This window comes from Spirillospora sp. NPDC048824 (genome assembly GCF_043198455.1).
GTDB lineage: Bacteria > Actinomycetota > Actinomycetes > Streptosporangiales > Streptosporangiaceae > Spirillospora.
In genome coordinates this window covers 315,189-333,661 of record NZ_JBICUS010000007.1, presented here as the reverse complement: position 1 = coordinate 333,661, position 18,473 = coordinate 315,189, and the positions used below count along the sequence as shown (strand labels likewise).

The 18,473-nt window shown below is 70.7% G+C and carries 15 protein-coding genes and 1 pseudogene; 14 read left to right on the top strand and 2 right to left on the bottom strand.

Annotated elements, in window-relative coordinates:
* Positions 1-22 precede the first annotated feature (22 nt).
* From ACGFIS_RS16915 to lysX, 10 genes and pseudogenes are all read left to right on the top strand, one after another.
* Positions 23-730, top strand: a complete 708-nt coding sequence (locus tag ACGFIS_RS16915; protein WP_392905862.1) for a response regulator — start codon at positions 23-25, stop codon at positions 728-730.
* A gap of 160 nt (positions 731-890) precedes the next feature.
* Positions 891-1,214, top strand: a complete 324-nt coding sequence (locus ACGFIS_RS16910) for a chaplin family protein (RefSeq protein ID WP_392905860.1) — start codon at positions 891-893, stop codon at positions 1,212-1,214.
* Between the two features lie 321 nt (positions 1,215-1,535).
* Positions 1,536-2,300 carry an ABC transporter ATP-binding protein gene (locus ACGFIS_RS16905; RefSeq protein ID WP_392905991.1) on the top strand — a complete coding sequence of 255 codons (765 nt, stop codon included), beginning with the start codon at positions 1,536-1,538 and terminating at the stop codon, positions 2,298-2,300.
* Positions 2,300-4,795, top strand: coding sequence for an ABC transporter permease (locus tag ACGFIS_RS16900; RefSeq protein ID WP_392971519.1), 2,496 nt, complete (start codon positions 2,300-2,302; stop codon positions 4,793-4,795). Before ACGFIS_RS16905 ends, ACGFIS_RS16900 begins: the two co-directional genes overlap by 1 nt.
* Before the next feature lie 101 nt (positions 4,796-4,896).
* On the top strand, positions 4,897-5,838 hold the full coding sequence (locus tag ACGFIS_RS16895) for a Rossmann-like and DUF2520 domain-containing protein (protein WP_392971516.1): 942 nt from the start codon (positions 4,897-4,899) through the stop codon (positions 5,836-5,838).
* Between the two features lie 114 nt (positions 5,839-5,952).
* Positions 5,953-6,813 carry a pantoate--beta-alanine ligase gene (gene panC / locus ACGFIS_RS16890; protein WP_392905990.1) on the top strand — a complete coding sequence of 287 codons (861 nt, stop codon included), beginning with the start codon at positions 5,953-5,955 and terminating at the stop codon, positions 6,811-6,813.
* Positions 6,813-7,229, top strand: a complete 417-nt coding sequence (gene panD, locus ACGFIS_RS16885) for an aspartate 1-decarboxylase (RefSeq protein WP_392905855.1) — start codon at positions 6,813-6,815, stop codon at positions 7,227-7,229. Before panC ends, panD begins: the two co-directional genes overlap by 1 nt.
* Before the next feature lie 169 nt (positions 7,230-7,398).
* Positions 7,399-9,902, top strand: a pseudogene (locus tag ACGFIS_RS16880) (L-aspartate oxidase).
* 14 nt (positions 9,903-9,916) lie between these two features.
* The gene (locus tag ACGFIS_RS16875) at positions 9,917-10,699 is read left to right on the top strand and encodes a type III pantothenate kinase (protein WP_392905853.1); all 783 of its coding nucleotides are present in this window, start codon (positions 9,917-9,919) and stop codon (positions 10,697-10,699) included.
* A 90-nt stretch (positions 10,700-10,789) separates the two neighbouring features.
* Positions 10,790-12,283 carry a bifunctional lysylphosphatidylglycerol synthetase/lysine--tRNA ligase LysX gene (gene lysX, locus ACGFIS_RS16870; RefSeq protein WP_392971513.1) on the top strand — a complete coding sequence of 498 codons (1,494 nt, stop codon included), beginning with the start codon at positions 10,790-10,792 and terminating at the stop codon, positions 12,281-12,283.
* Between the two features lie 40 nt (positions 12,284-12,323).
* Here the strand turns inward: lysX and ACGFIS_RS16865 are convergent, their stop codons facing one another.
* Positions 12,324-13,424 (bottom strand): LacI family DNA-binding transcriptional regulator, encoded by a 1,101-nt coding sequence (locus ACGFIS_RS16865; RefSeq protein ID WP_392905847.1) that lies wholly within the window; start codon positions 13,422-13,424, stop codon positions 12,324-12,326.
* A 412-nt stretch (positions 13,425-13,836) separates the two neighbouring features.
* Here ACGFIS_RS16865 and ACGFIS_RS16860 point away from each other — a divergent pair, with 412 nt between their 5' ends.
* Positions 13,837-14,067 (top strand): LuxR C-terminal-related transcriptional regulator, encoded by a 231-nt coding sequence (locus ACGFIS_RS16860; RefSeq protein ID WP_021591725.1) that lies wholly within the window; start codon positions 13,837-13,839, stop codon positions 14,065-14,067.
* A 178-nt stretch (positions 14,068-14,245) separates the two neighbouring features.
* Here ACGFIS_RS16860 and ACGFIS_RS16855 read toward each other — a convergent pair whose 3' ends face one another.
* Positions 14,246-15,292: an NlpC/P60 family protein gene (locus ACGFIS_RS16855; RefSeq protein WP_392905845.1), complete on the bottom strand. Its 1,047-nt coding sequence runs from the start codon at positions 15,290-15,292 to the stop codon at positions 14,246-14,248.
* A gap of 280 nt (positions 15,293-15,572) precedes the next feature.
* On the opposite strand from ACGFIS_RS16855, the gene ACGFIS_RS16850 reads away from it, so the two are divergent.
* The 3 genes from ACGFIS_RS16850 to ACGFIS_RS16840 are packed head-to-tail and all read left to right on the top strand — an operon-like array spanning position 15,573 to position 17,427.
* Complete coding sequence (locus tag ACGFIS_RS16850; protein WP_392905843.1) at positions 15,573-16,094, top strand: amino-acid N-acetyltransferase; 522 nt, start codon at positions 15,573-15,575, stop codon at positions 16,092-16,094.
* 4 nt (positions 16,095-16,098) lie between these two features.
* Positions 16,099-16,929, top strand: coding sequence for an RDD family protein (locus ACGFIS_RS16845; RefSeq protein WP_392905840.1), 831 nt, complete (start codon positions 16,099-16,101; stop codon positions 16,927-16,929).
* 6 nt (positions 16,930-16,935) lie between these two features.
* Positions 16,936-17,427 (top strand): RDD family protein, encoded by a 492-nt coding sequence (locus ACGFIS_RS16840; protein ID WP_392905838.1) that lies wholly within the window; start codon positions 16,936-16,938, stop codon positions 17,425-17,427.
* Positions 17,428-18,473: the final 1,046 nt, after the last annotated feature.

Here is an 18,473-nt window from a genome sequence, read left to right as displayed (position 1 = left end):
GCGTGCCGCGTTGGGAGTGCGTGTGACGGAGGCTGAGTTCGAGGACGAGACGACGGCGCCCGTCCGCGTGGTGCTCGTCGACGATCAGGAGCTGGTGCGGGCCGGGTTCACGATGGTCCTGGACGCGCAGCCCGACATCGAGGTCGTCGGCGAGGCCGGGGACGGCGCGCAGGCCCTCGAACTGCTGCGGGGCACGCGCGCGGACGTCGTCCTCATGGACGTGCGGATGCCGCGGATGGACGGGATCGAGGCGACGCGGCGGGTGGTGGCCGGGGCGGGGCCGAAGGTCATCATCCTGACCACGTTCGACCTGGACGAGTACGCGTTCGCCGCGATCAAGGCGGGGGCGGGCGGGTTCCTGTTGAAGGACGCGGGTCCGGCGCAGCTGATCGAGGCGATCAAGGCGGTGCATTCGGGGGACGCGGTGGTGGCGCCGAGCACGACGAAGCGGCTGCTGGACCGGTTCGCGGTGCATCTGCCGGACGCGGAGCAGAGGGCGGGCGGGGCGCTGGACAGCCTGACCGAGCGGGAGGGCGAGGTGCTGCGGCTCGTCGCGCGGGGACTGTCGAACGCGGAGATCGCGGGACGGTTGTACGTCTCGGAGGCGACGGTGAAGACGCACATGGGGCGGATCCTCATGAAGCTGGGCCTTCGGGACCGGGTGCAGGCCGTCGTGTTCGCCTATGAGACAGGTCTGGTCAAAAGCGGCCAAAGGGACGACTTAACGTAACAGCTTGATCGCTCTATGGTGACTTCTTGTCTCCATCGTGGGGTGTGGAATTGATCTACCTGAGAGTAGCTGGGTAACTACCGTACGCGACGCCGTCTTAGCAGGCGACGTCGGCAATTGTCACAACGGGCCTGCTAAGCCCACGTACGGGAGGACTCTCGTGATCAAGAAGCTTGCCGCGACCGGCGTACTCGGCTTCGCCGTCGCCGCCTCGGCCCTGAACGCCGCCCCCGCGCACGCAGCCACCTTCGGAGGCCACGACGGCCACGGAGGCCACCATGGCCACGGAGGCCACGGAGGCCACGGTGGTGGCGACAGCTGGTTCTCCGACAACGAGACCAGCGGTAACGGATCGATCCTGGGCGGGAACCAGATCATCGCGCCCATCTCGGTCCCGGTGAACGTCTGCGGGAACGCCGTCGCCGTCATCGGCCTCGCGAGCGCGCAGTGCAAGGGTGGCGCATCCGTCGAATACGGGGACTGACACGACACGGACGGACATCCGTCCATCGCCTGAGCGCCGGAAACCCGACAGGGTCTCCGGCGCTTTCGCGTTGGACGGCAGGCCGTACGGACGGCAGGCCGTATGGACGGCAGACCCGTGTGGACGGCAGGCCCATGGCGGTTCGCGTCCAGGCGGTCGGTGCGCGGGGGGCGGGTTCGTACGACTCAGGTCGTACGGGAGGGCGCCGGGTAGCCGTGAGGCTGACGTGAAGCGTGGCCGCCGGTCCGATGGCAGGGGCGGCGGGGATTCCTAGCGTGGTCCCCGACCGATCCGGACCATGAAGGAGTCATCGTGACCAGCATGTTCGCCGACCCGCCCGGAGGGACCCCGGCCGCCGCGGCACCGCCGGCCGTGACGGCCGAGGGCGTCTCGAAGGTGTACGGGTCCGGCGACGCGGCCGTGCACGCGCTGCGCGGCGTCAGCGCCGCCTTCACCAGAGGCGCGTTCACCGCGATCATGGGCCCGTCCGGGTCCGGGAAGTCGACGCTGATGCACTGCCTGGCCGGGCTGGACACCGTCACAGGCGGCCGGATCGTCCTCGGCGACGCGGAGATCACCGGGATGGGGGACCGGCAGCTGACACTGCTGCGCCGCGACCGTGTGGGGTTCGTGTTCCAGGCGTTCAACCTGCTGCCGACGCTCACCGCCGAGCAGAACATCCTGCTCCCGATCGAGATGGCGGGCCGCAAGCCGGACCGTGCGTGGTTCGACCGGGTCGTGGACGTCCTGGGGCTGCGCGACCGGCTGGGGCACCGGCCCAACGAACTGTCGGGCGGCCAGCAGCAGCGGGTGGCGTGCGCCCGCGCGATCGTCGCCCGCCCCGAGGTGATCTTCGCGGACGAGCCGACCGGCAACCTCGACTCCCGGGCGGGCGCCGAGGTCCTCGGGTTCCTGCGCTCCTCGGTCCGGGAGATGGGCCAGACGGTCGTGATGGTCACCCATGACCCGGTCGCCGCATCGTACGCCGACCGGGTGGTGTTCCTGCGGGACGGCGAGATCGTGTCCGAGATCGTCCAGCCGACGCCCGCCACCGTGCTCGACCGCCTCAAGAGCCTGGAGGCGTGATGCTGAGGACGACCCTGGCGGGCCTGCGCGCCCACAAGCTGCGGCTGCTGCTGACGGCGGTGGCCATCACCCTCGGCGTCGGGTTCATCTCCGGCACGTTCGTGCTGACGGACACGATGGACAAAGGTGTCGCGAAGACGTTCGCGAAGTCCGCCGACAAGGTGGACTTCGCGGTGGTGCCGAAGAGCGACGACCCCGAGAAGGGCATCTCCGCCGACACGCTCCGGAAGGTCCGCGCGCTGCCCGGCGTGACCGACGTGCACGGCATGGTGAAGGGCGAAGCCGCCCTGGTCGGAAAGGACGGTAAGGCGGTCGGCGACTTCCCCACCGTCGGGATGTCGGTACCGTCCGGGCCGCTGCTGCGCTACGACGTCGACAAGGGGCGACCCCCGTCCGGTGGAGGCGAGACCGTCCTCGACAGCGGAACAGCCCAGCGGGAGGGCTTCACCGTCGGTGACACGGTCACGATCCTGGACGACGGCAACCACCCGCACAGCTTCAACGTCGTGGGGGTGGTCGACTTCGGCATCGACCAGGATGCCGCCTTCCAGGGCGCCGTCGGCTTCGACACCCGAACCGCGATCGCGATGACCGGCGAGAAGGCCTACCGCGAAATCGACATCGCCGGTGGAGACCGGGCGGCGATCGAGGCGGCCGCCGGTCCGTCCAACGAGGTGTACACCGGCACGGAACTCGGCGCGCTGCTGGCGAAGGCGGCGGGCGCCGACACCGAGGTCATCCGCACCGGGCTGCTGATCTTCGGGCTGGTGGCGATGCTGGTGTCCGCCCTGGTCATCTACAACACGTTCTCGATCCTGATCGCGCAGCGGATGCGGGAGATGGCGCTGCTGCGCTGCGTCGGCGCGACCCGGCGGCAGGTGTTCGGCGGCGTGGTCGCCGAGTCCGCGGCGGTCGGCCTCGCCGGCTCGCTGCTCGGCCTCGCCGCCGGGGTCGGCCTCGGCGAGGGCGCGCTCGTCGCGATCAGCAGGCTGGACGTCGGCGTGGACGTCGCCGCGCCGTCCCTCACCGTGCGGACGATCGTGGCCGGCCTGGCGGTCGGGACCGTCGTGACCGTCCTGTCCGCGATGCTGCCCGCCCGCGCCGCGACCCGCGTCGCGCCCGTCGCCGCGCTGCGCTCGGACCCGGAGCCGTCCAGCGGACGATTCCGCCTCGGTCGGCTGCGCACGGCGATCGCCGTCCTGCTCGGCGCCGCGGGCCTGGCCGTCGGCGGGCTCGGGTCACTCGCCATGGACAAGGGCGAGGCCGCGATGTACGTGGTCGCGATCGCCGGCGGCGTGTTCTTCCTCGCGGTGATCGCGGCGATGCCGGCGCTCGTCCGGCCGCTCGGACGGCTCGTGGGCGCCGCCCCGGCGCGGCTCGGCGGCGTCCCGGGCCGGCTGGCGGTCGCGAACGCGCAGCGCGCCCCCCGCCGCACCGCGACCACGACGATCGCGCTGACGGTCGGCGTCGGGCTGATGAGCCTGTTCGCGGTGATCGCGGCGAGCGGCAAGGCGACCGCGGCGGACAAACTGGAGGAGCAGTTCCCCGCCGAGTTCCAGATCCAGACGCAGAACGCGGACGGACGCGTCCCGCAGGCGCTCGCGGAGGCGCTGCGCGACCGTCCCGGGATCGCCGCGGTCGCCGAGACCCGCCGGCAGGAGACGAAGATCGGCGGGGAGGAGGGGCGGATCGCCACGGTCACCCCGTCGGCGCTCGGCACGACCGTGAAACCCGAGATGAAGGAGGGCGCGCTCGGCGCGGCCCTCGAACCGGGGACCGCGATGGTGGACGAGGCGACCGCCGGGCAGCCGGGCTACGGCATCGGACGGACCATCCGGGTCGAGACCCCGCACGGCACCGTCCCCGTGAAGATCACCGCCGTGTACGGCCTGGGCGCGCAGCTCGCCGGGATCATCGTCCCCGAAGCCGACTTCACCCGGTACTTCGGCACCGTGGACCCGTCGGCGCTCTACATCAAGACCCATGACGGCGTCCCCGCCGCCGCGGCCCGCAGGGCCGTCGAGGACGCGGCGCAGCCGTACCCGGCCGCCAAGGTGACGTCCGCCGCGGAGTTCAAGGAGACGATGACCGAGGCGATCGACATGATCCTCATGGTCTTCGCCGGGCTGCTCGGCCTCGCGATCGTCATCGCGCTGTTCGGCATCGCGAACACCCTCACCCTCTCCGTCGTGGAACGGACACGGGAGTCGGCGCTGCTGCGCGCCGTCGGCCTCACCAAACGCCAGCTCCGCCGGATGCTGTCCGTCGAGGCCCTCGTCATGGCCGTGATCGGCGCGTCCACGGGGGTGGTCCTCGGGATCGCGTTCGGGTGGGCCGCGACGAACGCGATGGCCGACGACTCGCTGTTCGCACTGCCCTACCTGCAGGTGACCGGCTTCGTCGTCCTCGCGGGCGCCGCCGGGACCGTCGCCGCCGTGATGCCCGCGCGGCGCGCCGCCAGGACGTCCATCGTCGAGTCCCTCGCGCATGACTGAATGGGGGGCACGGGGTGGCGATCGTCACCCCCCGGGCGCGTGAGCCGGACCCGCGGGTACCCTGTTTCGCGTCCGGTACCTCTGAGGACTGGAACGAACCGATGGACCCTCACGTCACGCCTTCCTCCGCCGCGCCCGGAAACGGGCCGGTCCCCGGTGGGGAGACCCCGGAGGACAGGCCCGCGCGGCTCGCGGTCGGCGTCGTCGGCGCCGGCCGCGTGGGCACGGCGCTCGGCGCCGCGCTGTCCCGGGCGGGCCACCGTGTGGTCGCCGCGACCGCCGTGTCCGAGCGGTCGCGGTCGCGCGTCGAGGAACACCTCCCCGGCGCGGGCGTCGCACCGCCGCCGGACGTCGTCGCGGCCGCCGACCTGGTGCTGCTGACCGTCCCGGACGACGAGCTGCCCGAACTCGCGACCGGCCTGGTCTCCGCGGGCGTCGCCGTCACCGGCAAGCTGATCATGCACACCAGCGGACGGTACGGAACCGCCGTCCTCGACCCCCTCACCCGCGCCGGCGCCCTCCCGCTCGCCCTGCACCCGGTCATGACGTTCACCGGACGCCCGGACGACGTGAACCGCCTCACCGGCATCTCGTTCGGCGTCACCTCGCCCGAGCCGCTGCGCCCCGTCGCCGAGGCGCTCGTCCTGGAGATGGGCGGCGAACCCGTCTGGATCACCGAGGAACGCCGCCCGCTGTACCACGCGGCGCTCGCCGGGGGCGCGAACCACCTGGTCACGCTGGTCGTCGAGGCGATGGACCTGCTGCACGCCGCCGGCGTCGCGGAGCCCGGCCGGATGCTCGGCCCGCTGCTCGGCGCCGCCCTCGACAACGGGCTGCGCCTCGGCATCGACGGCCTCACCGGCCCGGTCGCCCGCGGCGACGCCGGAACCGTGTCCGGCCACATCGACGAACTGGCGAAGGTGTCGCCGGAGAGCCGCCGCGCCTACGTCGCCCTGGCCCGCCTCACCGCCGACCGGGCGCTCGCCGCCGGAATGCTCAGACCCGAGGACGCCGAACGCCTCCTCGAAGCACTGGCGGACTGACTACCGAGAACGCGGATTGATCAGGGAGAACGCGGATTGACCAGGGAGGACACAGTGCGGCCTGCCGACCCGGCACTCACCCACCACTCCACGCCGGCCCACCCACCCGAGGTGGTGACCCCGGTCATCGCGCGGACACGCGAAGAACTGGCCGAGGCCCGCTCCCGGACCGAGGGGACGCTGGCGCTCGTCCCGACCATGGGGGCGCTGCACGAAGGCCACCGCTCCCTGATGCGGCAGGCGCGCCGCAGCGCGGACACCGTGGCGGTCAGCATCTTCGTCAACCCGCTCCAGTTCGCGCCCGGTGAGGACTTCGACCGCTACCCCCGCACGTTCGGCGCCGACCTCGAAGCGTGCGCCGCGGAAGGCGTGGACCTCGTGTTCGCTCCCACCCGCGACGTCATGTACCCGGGCGAGCCACAGGTCACGATCAAGTCGGGGCCGATGGGCGAGATCGTGGAGGGTGCCGCCCGTCCCGGCCACTTCGACGGGATGCTCACCGTCGTGCTGAAACTTCTCAACCTCGTCCGGCCCGACGTGGCGATCTTCGGGGAGAAGGACGCGCAGCAGCTCGCGATGATCCGCCGCATGGTCGCCGACCTGGACGTCCCCGTGCGGGTCGCGGGCGGCCCGACCGTCCGGGAACCCGACGGCCTGGCCCTCTCCAGCCGCAACCGCTACCTCTCCGCGTCCGAACGCCACACCGCCGCGGCCCTGTCGCGCGCCCTCCGCGCCGGGGCGGACGCCGCCGGCGAAGGCACCGAGGCCGTGACCGGCGCGGCGAACGCCGTCCTCGACGAGGCCGCGACCGCCGACCCGCCCCTTATCCTCGACTACCTCGTCCTCGTCGACCCCGAGACCTTCACCACGATCACGGGCCCCCGCACCGGTCCCGCCGTCCTCGCCGTCGCGGGCCGCGTCGGCATCACCCACCTGATCGACAACGTTTCCCTCCAGCTCGGCAAGGAGCACTGATGTTCCGGACGATGTTCAAGTCCAAGATCCACCGCGCCACCGTGACGCAGGCGGACCTGCACTATGTCGGCTCGCTGACCATCGACCAGGATCTGATGGACGCCGCCGACCTCCTGCCCGGCGAGCAGGTCTCCGTCGTCGACATCGACAACGGCGCCCGCCTGGAGACGTACCTGATCGCGGGCGAGCGCGGCTCCGGCGTCATCGGCATCAACGGCGCCGCCGCCCGTCTCGTGTCCCCCGGCGACCTGGTGATCATCATCAGCTACGCCCAGCTCAGCGATGCCGAGGCCCGCGAGTTCGTCCCGCGCGTCGTGCACGTCGACCGCTCCAACAAGATCATCTCCCTGGGGTCCGACCCCGCCGAACCCGTCCCGGGCACCAAGACGACCCGCGGCGACCTGGTCCACCCCTGACGGACGGGCCCACCCCCTGACGGACGGAAACCCTGACGGACGGCTCGCCGCGTTCTGTGTGCGCGTGGACGGTTTCCGACGGGGTGATAACGGCCACTGTGTGGGGGCGGGCGGCTGAGCGGGACCGGATTAGAGTCATAATGACGAGAACCGATCCCGAGGAGGGTCCGTGATCCCTTCCGTTCTCCATGCCCCCGCCCCCGGCTGGACCACCGAGACCGACGTCGTCGTCATCGGCTCCGGCATCGCCGGCCTTGTCACCGCCCTGCGCTGCCGCCCCCACGGGCGGGTGCTGCTCGTCACCAAGGCCCTCCTGGACGCCGGCTCGACGCGCTGGGCGCAGGGCGGGATCGCCGCCGCGCTCGCCCCCGAGGACACCCCCGAAGAGCACCTCGCCGACACGCTCACCGCCGGTGTCGGGCTGTGCGACGAGGACGCCGTCCGGGCCCTGGTCACCGAAGGGCCGGACGCCGTCCGCGGCCTCATCGACCTCGGCACCGTGTTCGACCGTTCCACCGGCGGCGACATCGCGCTGACCCGGGAGGGCGGCCATCACCGCCGCCGCATCGCCCACGCGGGCGGGGACGCGACCGGCGCGGAGATCAGCCGCGCCCTCCTCGCCGCGCTCAAGGACTCCGGCGTCGAGGTCATCGAGCATGCGCTGGTCCTCGACCTGCTGAAGGACGCCGCCGGGCGCGCGGCGGGGATCACCCTGCACGTCATGGGCGAAGGCCAGCCGGGCGGCGTGGGCGCCGTCAAGGCCCGCGCCGTCGTGCTGGCGACCGGTGGGCTCGGCCAGGTGTTCTCCGCCACGACCAACCCCGAGGTCTCGACCGGCGACGGCGTCGCGCTCGCGCTGCGCGCCGGTGCCGCGGTCACCGATCTGGAGTTCGTCCAGTTCCATCCGACGGTGCTCTGGCTCGGCGACGGCGCGCGTGGCCAGCAGCCGCTGATCTCCGAGGCCGTCCGCGGTGAGGGCGCCCACCTCGTCGACCACAACGGCGAGCGCTTCATGACCGGACGTCACGAACTCGCCGAACTCGCCCCGCGCGACGTCGTCGCCAAGGGAATCATGAACCGGATGCGCGAGACCGGCGCGTCGCACATGCTGCTGGACGGCCGGCACCTCGGCGCGGCGACATGGGAGAACCGTTTCCCGACCATCCTGGCCGCCTGCCGGCACCACGGCATCGACCCGGTGACCGAGCCGATCCCCGTCGTTCCCGCCGCGCACTACGCGAGCGGAGGTGTCCGCACGGACCTGCACGGCCGCACGTCCGTCCCCGGCCTCTACGCCTGCGGCGAGGTCGCCTGCACGGGTGTCCACGGCGCGAACCGCCTGGCGTCCAACTCCCTTCTGGAGGGCCTGGTCTTCGCCGACCGCATAGCCACCGCCCTCCGAACCGACGCGGCGGCCACGCCCCACGCTCCGGCCACCGCAAACCATTCCCACGCGGCCGACGGCGGCGGGCTGCTCGGGCCGGAGGGGCGCGGGGAGATTCAGCGGATCATGACGTCCTACGCGGGTGTGCTGCGCGGGGCGGAGGGGCTGGAGACCGCCGCCCGCGAGCTGGCCGCGCTGCCCCGTGCGGGGACGGGGGCGGAGCCGGGCGTGGAGGCGTGGGAGGTCACCAACCTGCACACCGTCGCGTCCGCGATCGTGGCGGCGGCGCGGCGGCGGGAGGAGACGCGCGGGTCGCACTGGCGTGAGGACTTCCCCGAGCGCGTGGACGGCGCGTGGCGCGGTCATCTTGTGACGCGGCTGGCGGGGAACGTCCTGGCCACCGGTTACGAACCTCTGGAAGGAAAGCGCTCATGACACCGGAACTGTCGCAGAAGCTGAGTGCCGCGGGGCTCGATCCACAGGCTGTGGAAAACCTCGTCCGGACGGCGCTCGCGGAGGACGGCGAGGTCGACGTCACCAGCATGCCGATCTTCGCGCCGGACGACACCGCGGCCGGGAACCTCACCGCCAGGGAGGACGGCGTCGTCGCGGGCGTCCCGGTGGCCTGCGCCGTCTTCGAGGTCGCGGACGTGGCCTACGAGACCAGGGCGGAGGACGGGGACCATGTCGTCCCAGGGCAGGTCCTCATCTCCGTCAGCGGGCAGACCAGGGCCGTGCTGCGCGCCGAACGGACAGCCCTGAATCTGCTCACCCACCTGTCCGGAATCGCGACGGCGACGCGGAGGTGGACCGACGCCCTGGCCGGCACCAAGGCCAAGGTCCGCGACACCCGCAAGACGCTGCCCGGCCTGCGCGCCCTGCAGAAATACGCCGTGCACTGCGGCGGCGGCGTCAACCACCGGATGGGCCTGTACGACGCCGCGCTCATCAAGGACAACCACGTCGCGGCGGCCGGAAGCGTCACCAAGGCGTACGAGGCCATCCGCGCCGTGTACCCGTCCCTGCACGTCCAGGTGGAGTGCGACACCCTCGCGCAGGTCGAGGAGGCCCTCGCGGTCGGCGCCACGAGCATCCTGCTCGACAACATGACCGACGCCGAGATGACCGAGGCGGTGCGGCTAGTCGCGGGGCGGGCGGAGCTTGAGGCGAGCGGTGGCCTTACCCTGGAGCGGGCCCGATACGTCGCCGTGACCGGGGTGGACTACCTTGCCGTCGGCGCGCTGACGCATTCGGCCCGCGTCTTCGACATCGGCCTTGACTTCACCTGACCAGCGGGGACCTGATGCTGCTCACGATCGACGTCGGTAACACCCAGACCGTCCTCGGCCTGTTCGAGGGCGACGAGGTGATCGAGCACTGGAGGATCAACACCGATCCGCGGCGTACGGCCGACGAGATCGCCGTGGTCCTGCAGGGCCTCGTCCAGCAGAGCCCGCTGCTGGCCGAGACCGACATCAGCGGCATCGCGCTGTGCTCCACGGTCCCGTCCGTCCTGCACGAGATGCGGGAGATGTGCCGCCGCTACTACGGCGACGTTTCCGCGGTGATCGTGGAGCCGGGCGTCAAGACCGGCGTCCCCGTGCGGATGGACAACCCCAAGGAGGTCGGCGCCGACCGGATCGTGAACGCGCTCGCCGCCGTGCACACCCACGGCGGTCCGGCGATCGTCGTCGACTTCGGCACCGCCACCACCTTCGACGCCGTCTCCGCCAAGGGCGAGTACGTGGGCGGCGCCATCGCCCCCGGCATAGAGATCTCCATAGACGCACTGTCGTCGCGCGGTGCCCAGTTGCACAAGATCGAGCTGGTCAGGCCGCGCAGCGTGATCGCCAAGAACACCGTCGAGGCGCTGCAGTCCGGGATTATCTTCGGCTTCGCCGGTCAGGTGGACGGCATCGTCGAGCGCATGTCCGACGAACTCGCCGAGGACCCCGAGCAGGTCACGATCATCGCCACCGGCGGCCTCGCGCCTCTCGTCCTGGAGGAGTCCCGCAGCATCGACGTGTTCGAACCGTGGCTCACCCTCATCGGCCTCCGGCTCATCTACGAGCGCAACACGCCGTAGCCGGAACCGGCCGGGGGTCTCGCGCCGGTCACGCGGCGCACAGGGCGAATGCGTTCGCGGGTCGTCGCGCGGGCTCGATAGCCTTTGGACGTGACTGACGAGACCTTCGACGAGCTCCCGGAGCAGATGCGCGTGCGCCGGGAGAAGCTCGACCGGCTCCGCGAGAGCGGAATCGACCCCTACCCGGTGACCTTTCCGCGGACGGCGACGATCGACGAGATCCGCGAGAAACACCCGGACCTGGAGCCGGGCGCCGAGACGGGCGACAAGGTCGGTGTCACCGGACGCGTCATGCTGGTCCGCAACACCGGGAAGCTGTGCTTCGCCACCGTCCGGGACGGTTCCGGCGACATCCAGATCATGCTGTCGCTGGCGAAGGTCGGGCAGGAGCAGCTCGACTTCTGGAAGCGGGAGGTCGACCTCGGCGACCACATCGGCGTCGAGGGCGAGGTCATCACGTCCCGCCGCGGCGAGCTGTCGATCATGGCGGACCGGTTCGCGATCACGTCGAAGTGCCTGCGGCCGCTGCCGGAGAAGCACGCCGGGCTGACCGACCCGGAGGCGCGGGTCCGGCAGCGGTACGTCGACCTCATCGTCAACGACGAGGCCCGGAAGATGGCCCGGCTCCGCAGCGCCACCGTCCGCGCGGTGCGGGACTTCTGGCACGACGAGGGCTACCTCGAGGTCGAGACGCCGATGCTGCAGCCGATCCACGGCGGTGCGGCGGCGCGTCCGTTCAAGACGCACATCAACGCCTACGGCATGGACCTGTACCTCCGCATCGCGATCGAGCTGTACCTGAAGCGGCTCGTCGTCGGCGGCATCGACAAGGTCTTCGAGGTGAGCCGGAACTTCCGGAACGAGGGCGCGGACTCCACGCACAACCCGGAGTTCACGATGCTGGAGGCCTACGGGACGTACCTCGACTACAACGACATGGCCGACCTGACCCAGCGGATGTACCAGAAGGCGGTCGTCGCCGCTCTCGGCACCACCGTGGTCGTCCATGACGGCGTCGAGATCGACCTCGGCCTGGCGGAGTGGCCGCGGATCACGCTGTACGGGTCGGTTTCCGAGGCGCTCGGAGAGGAGATCACCCCGCACACGCCCATCGAGGACGTCCGCAAACTCGCGGACGCCCGGGGCGTCTCCTGGGACCCGAAGTGGGGGCAGGGCAAGCTGGTCCAGGATTTGTTCGAGGAGCTGATCGAGCACACCCTCGTCCAGCCCACGTTCGTCATGGACTACCCGGTCGAGACGTCGCCGCTGACGCGCCAGCACCGGGAGGAGCCCCTCCTCACCGAGAAGTGGGACCTCATCGGGTTCGGGACGGAGCTGGGCACCGCCTACTCCGAGCTGGTCGACCCGATCGAGCAGCGCCGCCGCCTCACCGAGCAGTCGCTGCTCGCCGCGGGCGGCGACCCTGAGGCCATGCAGCTGGACGAGGACTTCCTGCGCGCCCTGGAGTACGCGATGCCGCCCACGGGCGGGATGGGCGCCGGCATCGACCGCATGATCATGGCGTTCACCGGCAAGGGAATCCGCGAGACGATCCTGTTCCCGCTGGTCAAACCCGAACAGTGACCGGGAGCCCGCGCGGCCCGCGCCCGCGGGACGCGGGCGGCTAAGCGCTTTCCCGGATCACCAGATCGGGCCGGAGCACCACCTGGCGGTGCTGGTGCGACTTGCCCTCGCGTACCTCGGCCAGGGCGAGTTCGGCGGCCTCCCAGCCGAGTTCGCGGCGGGGCTGCCGGATCGTGGTCAGCGGGACGACGGCGCTCGCGGCGAGCTCGATGTCGTCGTAGCCGATCACGGCGATGTCCTCGGGGACGGCGACACCGAGCCGGCCGAACTCGTTGATCAGGCCGATGGCCAGCAGGTCGTTGGCGCAGAAGACGCCGTCGGGACGCGGCGACATCGCCATGATCTGGTGCGCGGCGGCCTGGCCCCCGGAGGGGCTCAGCGCGTCCTGGACCAGTGCCGCGGGCTTCGCGAACCCCGCCTCAACGATCGTGCGGGCGGCGCCGTCGCGGCGTTCGACGCAGGGCTGCGGCTCCCGGACGCCGGTGACGAAGGCGATCCGCTCGCGGCCGATGCCGAGCAGATGCGCGGCGGCGATCTCCCCGCCCGCGACATGGTCGACCTGGGCGGAGCACACGTCGGGCGCGTTCCGGTCGATCAGCACCACGCTCAGCCCAGCGGCGCGGAGCCGGGAGATGTCCCGGCCGCCGAGGCCGACCGGGATGATCAGGACGCCGGCGGCGCGCTGATCCTCCAGGAGTTCCAGCGAGCGCCGCTCCTTGGCGGCGGAGTAGTCACTGGACAGCCAGAGGGCGTCGTGGCCGGACGCGTTGAGGGCGGCCTCGGCTCCCCGGGCGACATCGGTCGCGTACGGGTTGGTGAGGTCCTCGACGACGACTCCGAACGCGCGTCGCGGCTCGTCGCCGAACTCGCCCGCGGTGCGCTCGGGGCCCCGGCGGAGCCGCCGCGCGGACTCGTTGCGGACGAATCCGAGCTCCTCGATCGCGGCGCGGACTCGATTACGGGTGGCTTCGGCCACGAGGTCTGGCCGGTTTAGGACATTCGAAACGGTCCCAACTGAGACTCCAGCACGCCTCGCGACCTCACGAATACTGGTCTGTGGCAACTCGCTCCTCGTCCCGCTCCGGGGGTGTTTCCCCAGGTAGTGGCGTTTTACTGTACGCGCCGGCAAATGATCTGTCACACATCGTGACCATTCGGGCACACACAGTGTTGAACTGGCGCTTGACGGGCCGGATCCGGCCGCCTAGCGTTCCGAGCCGAAGCGTAGCTTGAAACGATTCACGATCTTCGTCCGCGACGAGATCTGGCGAGTCCAACGAGAAAGGGCGGGTGCGGATGGCTGGCGATCTCATCCCGCCCCCCTCGGCTGGCCAACGAGTGAATCGTCACCCGGAGTTCCCCCGAACGACCCCGCAATCGGCCAGGCGGCCACCTCCGGCCAGGCTCGTGAGACAGAAAAGGAACCCGATGATCTAAGTCCGGAAGGCTCCGGACCCGGCAACCCAACGCGCGTACAGATCGAGGCCCAACCCGTGCCTGTGCAGCGGACGGCTGCATCCCCGCGGTCATCACCATGGACGAGGGAGGACGGAGTGGAAACAGCCACACTCGCACGTCGTGGCACCGACGATTTCGGGCTGAGCGAGGAGGAGATCCGGCTGCTCGCCCAGATCGCCAGTGGTGTCACCGCCGATGTGGCGGCACGCAAGCTGGAGCTGAGCGCACGGACCTTGCGGCGCCGGTTGCGGACGATCTGCGACCGGCTGGAGGTCAACACCCCTATCGAGGCCGTGGTGTGGGCGGCCCGAAGGCAGCTCATCTAGCCGAATCACCCCCCGACGCTCGCCTGGGGACGGCGAGCGTCACCAGGAATCCAGGTGGCGAACTCATCCGAACTCCGTCCGACCCCGCAGCGGCGGCGCCGGCGTCCTGACAGGTAGGTCCCTGCCAGGGGGCGTCGCCGCGGACGGTGTTCAGGAGCCCGCCCGTGGATTCCCCGGGTCAGGCGACCCGGACGGCGCCGGCGAAGGGGCGTCCGGCCATTGAGGCGATCCTCACGACGTCGCCGGTGCGGGGCGCGTGCAGCATCTTGCCGTCACCGACGTACATCCCCATGTGGTGGAGGTCGGAGTAGAAGAACACGAGGTCGCCCGGCTGGAGCTGGCTCCGCGACACGTGGGTGCCCGCGTTCCACTGGCTGCCGGTGTAGTGCGGCAGGTTGATGCCGACCTGCTTGTAGGCCCACATCGTCAGGCCGGAACAGTCGAAGGTGCTCGGCCCGGAGGCGCCCCACACATACGGGCGGCCGATCTTGCCCATCGCGAGGCGCAGCGCCTGCGCGGCCTTCCCGGTGCCGATGACGGGGAGCTTGGCGAGCTGTGTGGGGTCCTTCTCGACGAGCTTGCCGCGGACCTTCTCGTAGGTCTCGGTGACCTTCTTGCGCTGCGATTCGAGCTGCGTCCGCAGCTCCTTGACCTGCTCGGCGCGGGACTCGGCGGACTTGCGGGCGCGCTGGGCGGCCTGCATGGCCTGCATCAGCCCGAGGACCCTGGTGCTGTCCTGCTTGGCGAAGTAGTGGAGGGTGGCGGCCTGGTCGAGGACGGCCTGCGGGTCCTTGGAGGCGATGAACGAGACCGCGGGGTCGCTGCCGCCCTGCATGTAGCTGGTGGCGGCGAGGGTGCTGACCTTCTCCCGGACGATCTGCAGCGACTTCTGCTGCCGCTCGGCGTTGTCGGCGGCGACCTTGGCGGCGCGCTGGGACTGCGCGAGCTTGACCTTCAGGCCGTTGTACTGCTCGGTGAGCTTCTCCAGCTCGTCGGCGATCTTGAGGGCCTTGGACCGCAGTTCCTTCGTGGACGGCCCCGGATCGGCGTGGGCGGCGGGGACGGCGTGCGGGGCGACCGAAACGGCGACGAGCGCGCCGGCGACGGTCAGCGCCCTGGCGCGGAGGCGGCCCTTGCCGCGGACTCGGGCGGCCCGGTTCGGGGGCGAGTGCGGGGAGCGTGAACGCGCCGATGGTGAAAAGGGAGCGGGGCGCAATGGCTCCACGTATTCTCCTCTCTTCGTCCGCCTGCCGAGTCAGCTGCACCCCACGTGTTGCGGGACGAGGGGTGATACCCCCCGGACGCTCCGAATGTGGGTCCCGGCTCCTCGGGGCACTGGCTGCGGCCTGAGGACTCGGCGGTTCGGCCTCAGTCCTGCAGATGGCCGACGTCAGCGCAGGACACTAACGGAACCCGCATTGGATGCCAACCAGAACAAGTGAAAACGCAGGTCGCCAAGGGCCGCCCTGTAGTAGGGGGATCGCGTTCGATAATCTCGCCTGTTTGTGGAGGTCGTGATCCGGCGTGCCCGTACCGCCGACGTTCAGGAGATCAGCGGGCTGGTCGACCTGTACGCCGGGTCGGGGCGCCGCCTGCTGAAGAAGACCACGGTGAAGCTGTACGAGGACGTCCAGGAGTTCTGGGTGGCCGAGGACGTCCAGCGCGGGGCGCCGGGGCCGGTCATCGGCTGCGGTGCCCTGCACGTGATGTGGGAGGACCTGGCGGAGGTCCGCTCCGTCGCCGTGGACAAGAGGTACGGCGGACGCGGAATCGGACACCGCATCGTCACCCGCCTCCTGGAGACCGCACGAGAACTCGGCGTGCGGAGGGTGTTCTGTCTTACCTTCGAGGTGGAGTTCTTCGCGCGCCACGGCTTCCAGCAGATCCTTGGGACTCCGGTGGCGCCAGAGGTGTACGAGGAGCTTCTCCGCTCCTACGACGAAGGCGTGGCAGAGTTCTTGAACCTCGATCGGGTCAAGCCCAATACGTTGGGCAACACCCGGATGTTGCTTCGCCTGGAGGACTGACCCAATGAGCGATTCCCCCAACCGCGGGCGTCGGCGCCACCAGCCGCCGCAGGGGCAGGGTTCTTACGGCCCGCCACCCCCGTACCAGGGTCCCCAGTGGCAGCAACCGCAGCAGCCGCAACCGCAGCAGCCCGCGCAGCAGCAGTGGCAGCAGCCGCAGCAGCAGTGGGCGCAGGAGCCTGCGTACAACGAGACGTACGAAGCGTCGTTCGACCAGTACGGCGGTTCTGACCAGTACGGCGGGGCTCAGGGCGGAGAGATGGCCCTGGCCCCCATCATGCGGCGGGCGGGCGCCCGGCTCATCGACAACGCGCTTGTGGCGGTCTTCGGGTTCGCGCTCGTCCTCCCGGTGACCATCGGTGCGTTCGGCCTGGGCCGGCCAGGCAGCGACACCGAGGACGAGGGGGGTGTGTGGAACTGGCCCATCATCTTCACCCTCTTCTGCGTCCTGTCAGTGCTGCCGTTCCTCTACGAGGCCGTCCAGTTGGCGATGTCGGGTCGGACGCTCGGCAAGCGCATCATGGGCCTCGGCATCGTCCAGGCGCGTCCTGCGGGCCAACCGCTGACCATGACGCAGGCCGTATGGCGCGCCGGCATCACGCACGTGGCGTACCAGGTCGGCGTCTTCTTCTTCCTCGTCCTGGCGGTGATGGTGTGGGACTACGCCGCGTACGGGATGGTGCTGGTCTGGGCGGGTGCGCTGATGGCCTACCTGTGGGCGATCTGGGACCAGCCGCTGCATCAGGCGCTGCACGACCGCTTCGCCGGCACGCTCGTCATCGATGAGCGGGTCGGACACGACGAGTACCACGAGTACGACGAGTACGCGGAGTAAGCCGCGATGGCGGCACCGCTCGCCGAGCCGGGGCAGCGCCTCCTGGCGCGCATCGTCGACACGCTCATCGTCGGCGTGCCGGTCATCGTCGTCGTTCGTGCACTGGTGTCCGGGCACACGGTGGACGTGGTCGCTCCACCCGCCGTGGCCGGATTCATGTTGCTGTACGAGTCGATACAGCTCGCCCTGTGGGGACGGACGCTCGGCAAGCGCCTGGCCCGCATAGAGGTCGTCCTGGCCGTCCCAGGCGAACGACATCACGGCGGCAAGGGCGGCGAGAGCGCTCCTTTGGGGTTTCCTCGCGCCGTTCTGCGTGCCGCGGTCTATTCGCTGCCGATCGCGGTACGCCCGATTCCCGTTCTCGGGCTAGTGGCGGGCATCTTCTGGGTGGCGAACGCGGGCCTGCTGTACGAGGGCACGCGGCGCCAGGCCCTCCACGACAGGCTCGCGGGGACGCTCGTGGTAAATCGCGAGCTTCCCGATTCATCGGCCCCCTGAGGCCCTCTCAGGCTCTCTCAGGCCGCCTTCGGCGGTACTCGGGGCGGCTGATCCCCGGCGCTCTCGGCCCGTGCTCCCGGCGGGCCGAGAGCGTTCGTCCGTCCGGGCGGGCTTTCGCGGAGATGCCCGCTCTGTTTCGGACGCCCCGCCTTCGGGCGGCGAATGCCAGCTCGTTCCGGTTACGGCCCCGAATCGGCGCGGGGATCTGTCTCGTCCCGGACGCCTCCTCCGGTTTGAGATGTGCTTCCCGAGCCGTTGCCCTTCCGCCCGAGGCGCGGGCCACTTAGGGCAGTGGACTTACTCCGGATGAGATGCGGTCTCGCCGGGAACGGACCTTTAGCCCCCATGCCCGTCGGGTCATGGGCGGCGTGGCATGGTCCTCCGCCGGTTGCGGACGCCGGGTGGAAGAAGTGGGGGTCGACGGTGGGATTGTGCCGCAATCCCCCGATTTTGGGATGGGCGGCTACCGGCCGTCCCAGCCTGGGGGATCGCGGATGCCGACTTCCGGGGACGGGGCGGTGGCAACAGATTTACGTAGCCGGTCGACCGGCCGTTATCCATCCACATCGGCCGGTGAAGCCGATGATCAGCTGCCGTGCGGGGGTCGGGGGACTCCGGCGCATTCCCCGGCCGCGGGTGCGGTTAGTGCCGTTACGTCAGGGTTAATCGTTGGCCGCGGTGTCGCTGTGGACGGCCCGTTAAGGTCGGCCGCAGGCTCTTTTTCTCCCTGGCGCACTCCCGGAGGGTCCGTCCGCTGGAATGCCGGGGACGTCCGCAAACCAGGTCCAATACGTGAGCCCCCGCCCAGGTCAGCGTGGTGCACTGCGGCCACCGGTCACGCCGAAAAACCGCACCCGTGCCACGGCGATCCCGGCGAAAAATCACACGCCGGGATCGCCGTGGGGCGCCGCGCCCCCGCGGCGGGGCCGAAACAAGCGGGGCCGCTTAAGCCCCGGGCCGGCAGGAAGGCGACATAGCCGCCAGTACCCGTTCAAGGGCCGCGCCCGTTTCACCGGCCGCGCCGGAATTGTGATCGGCGGACTTCT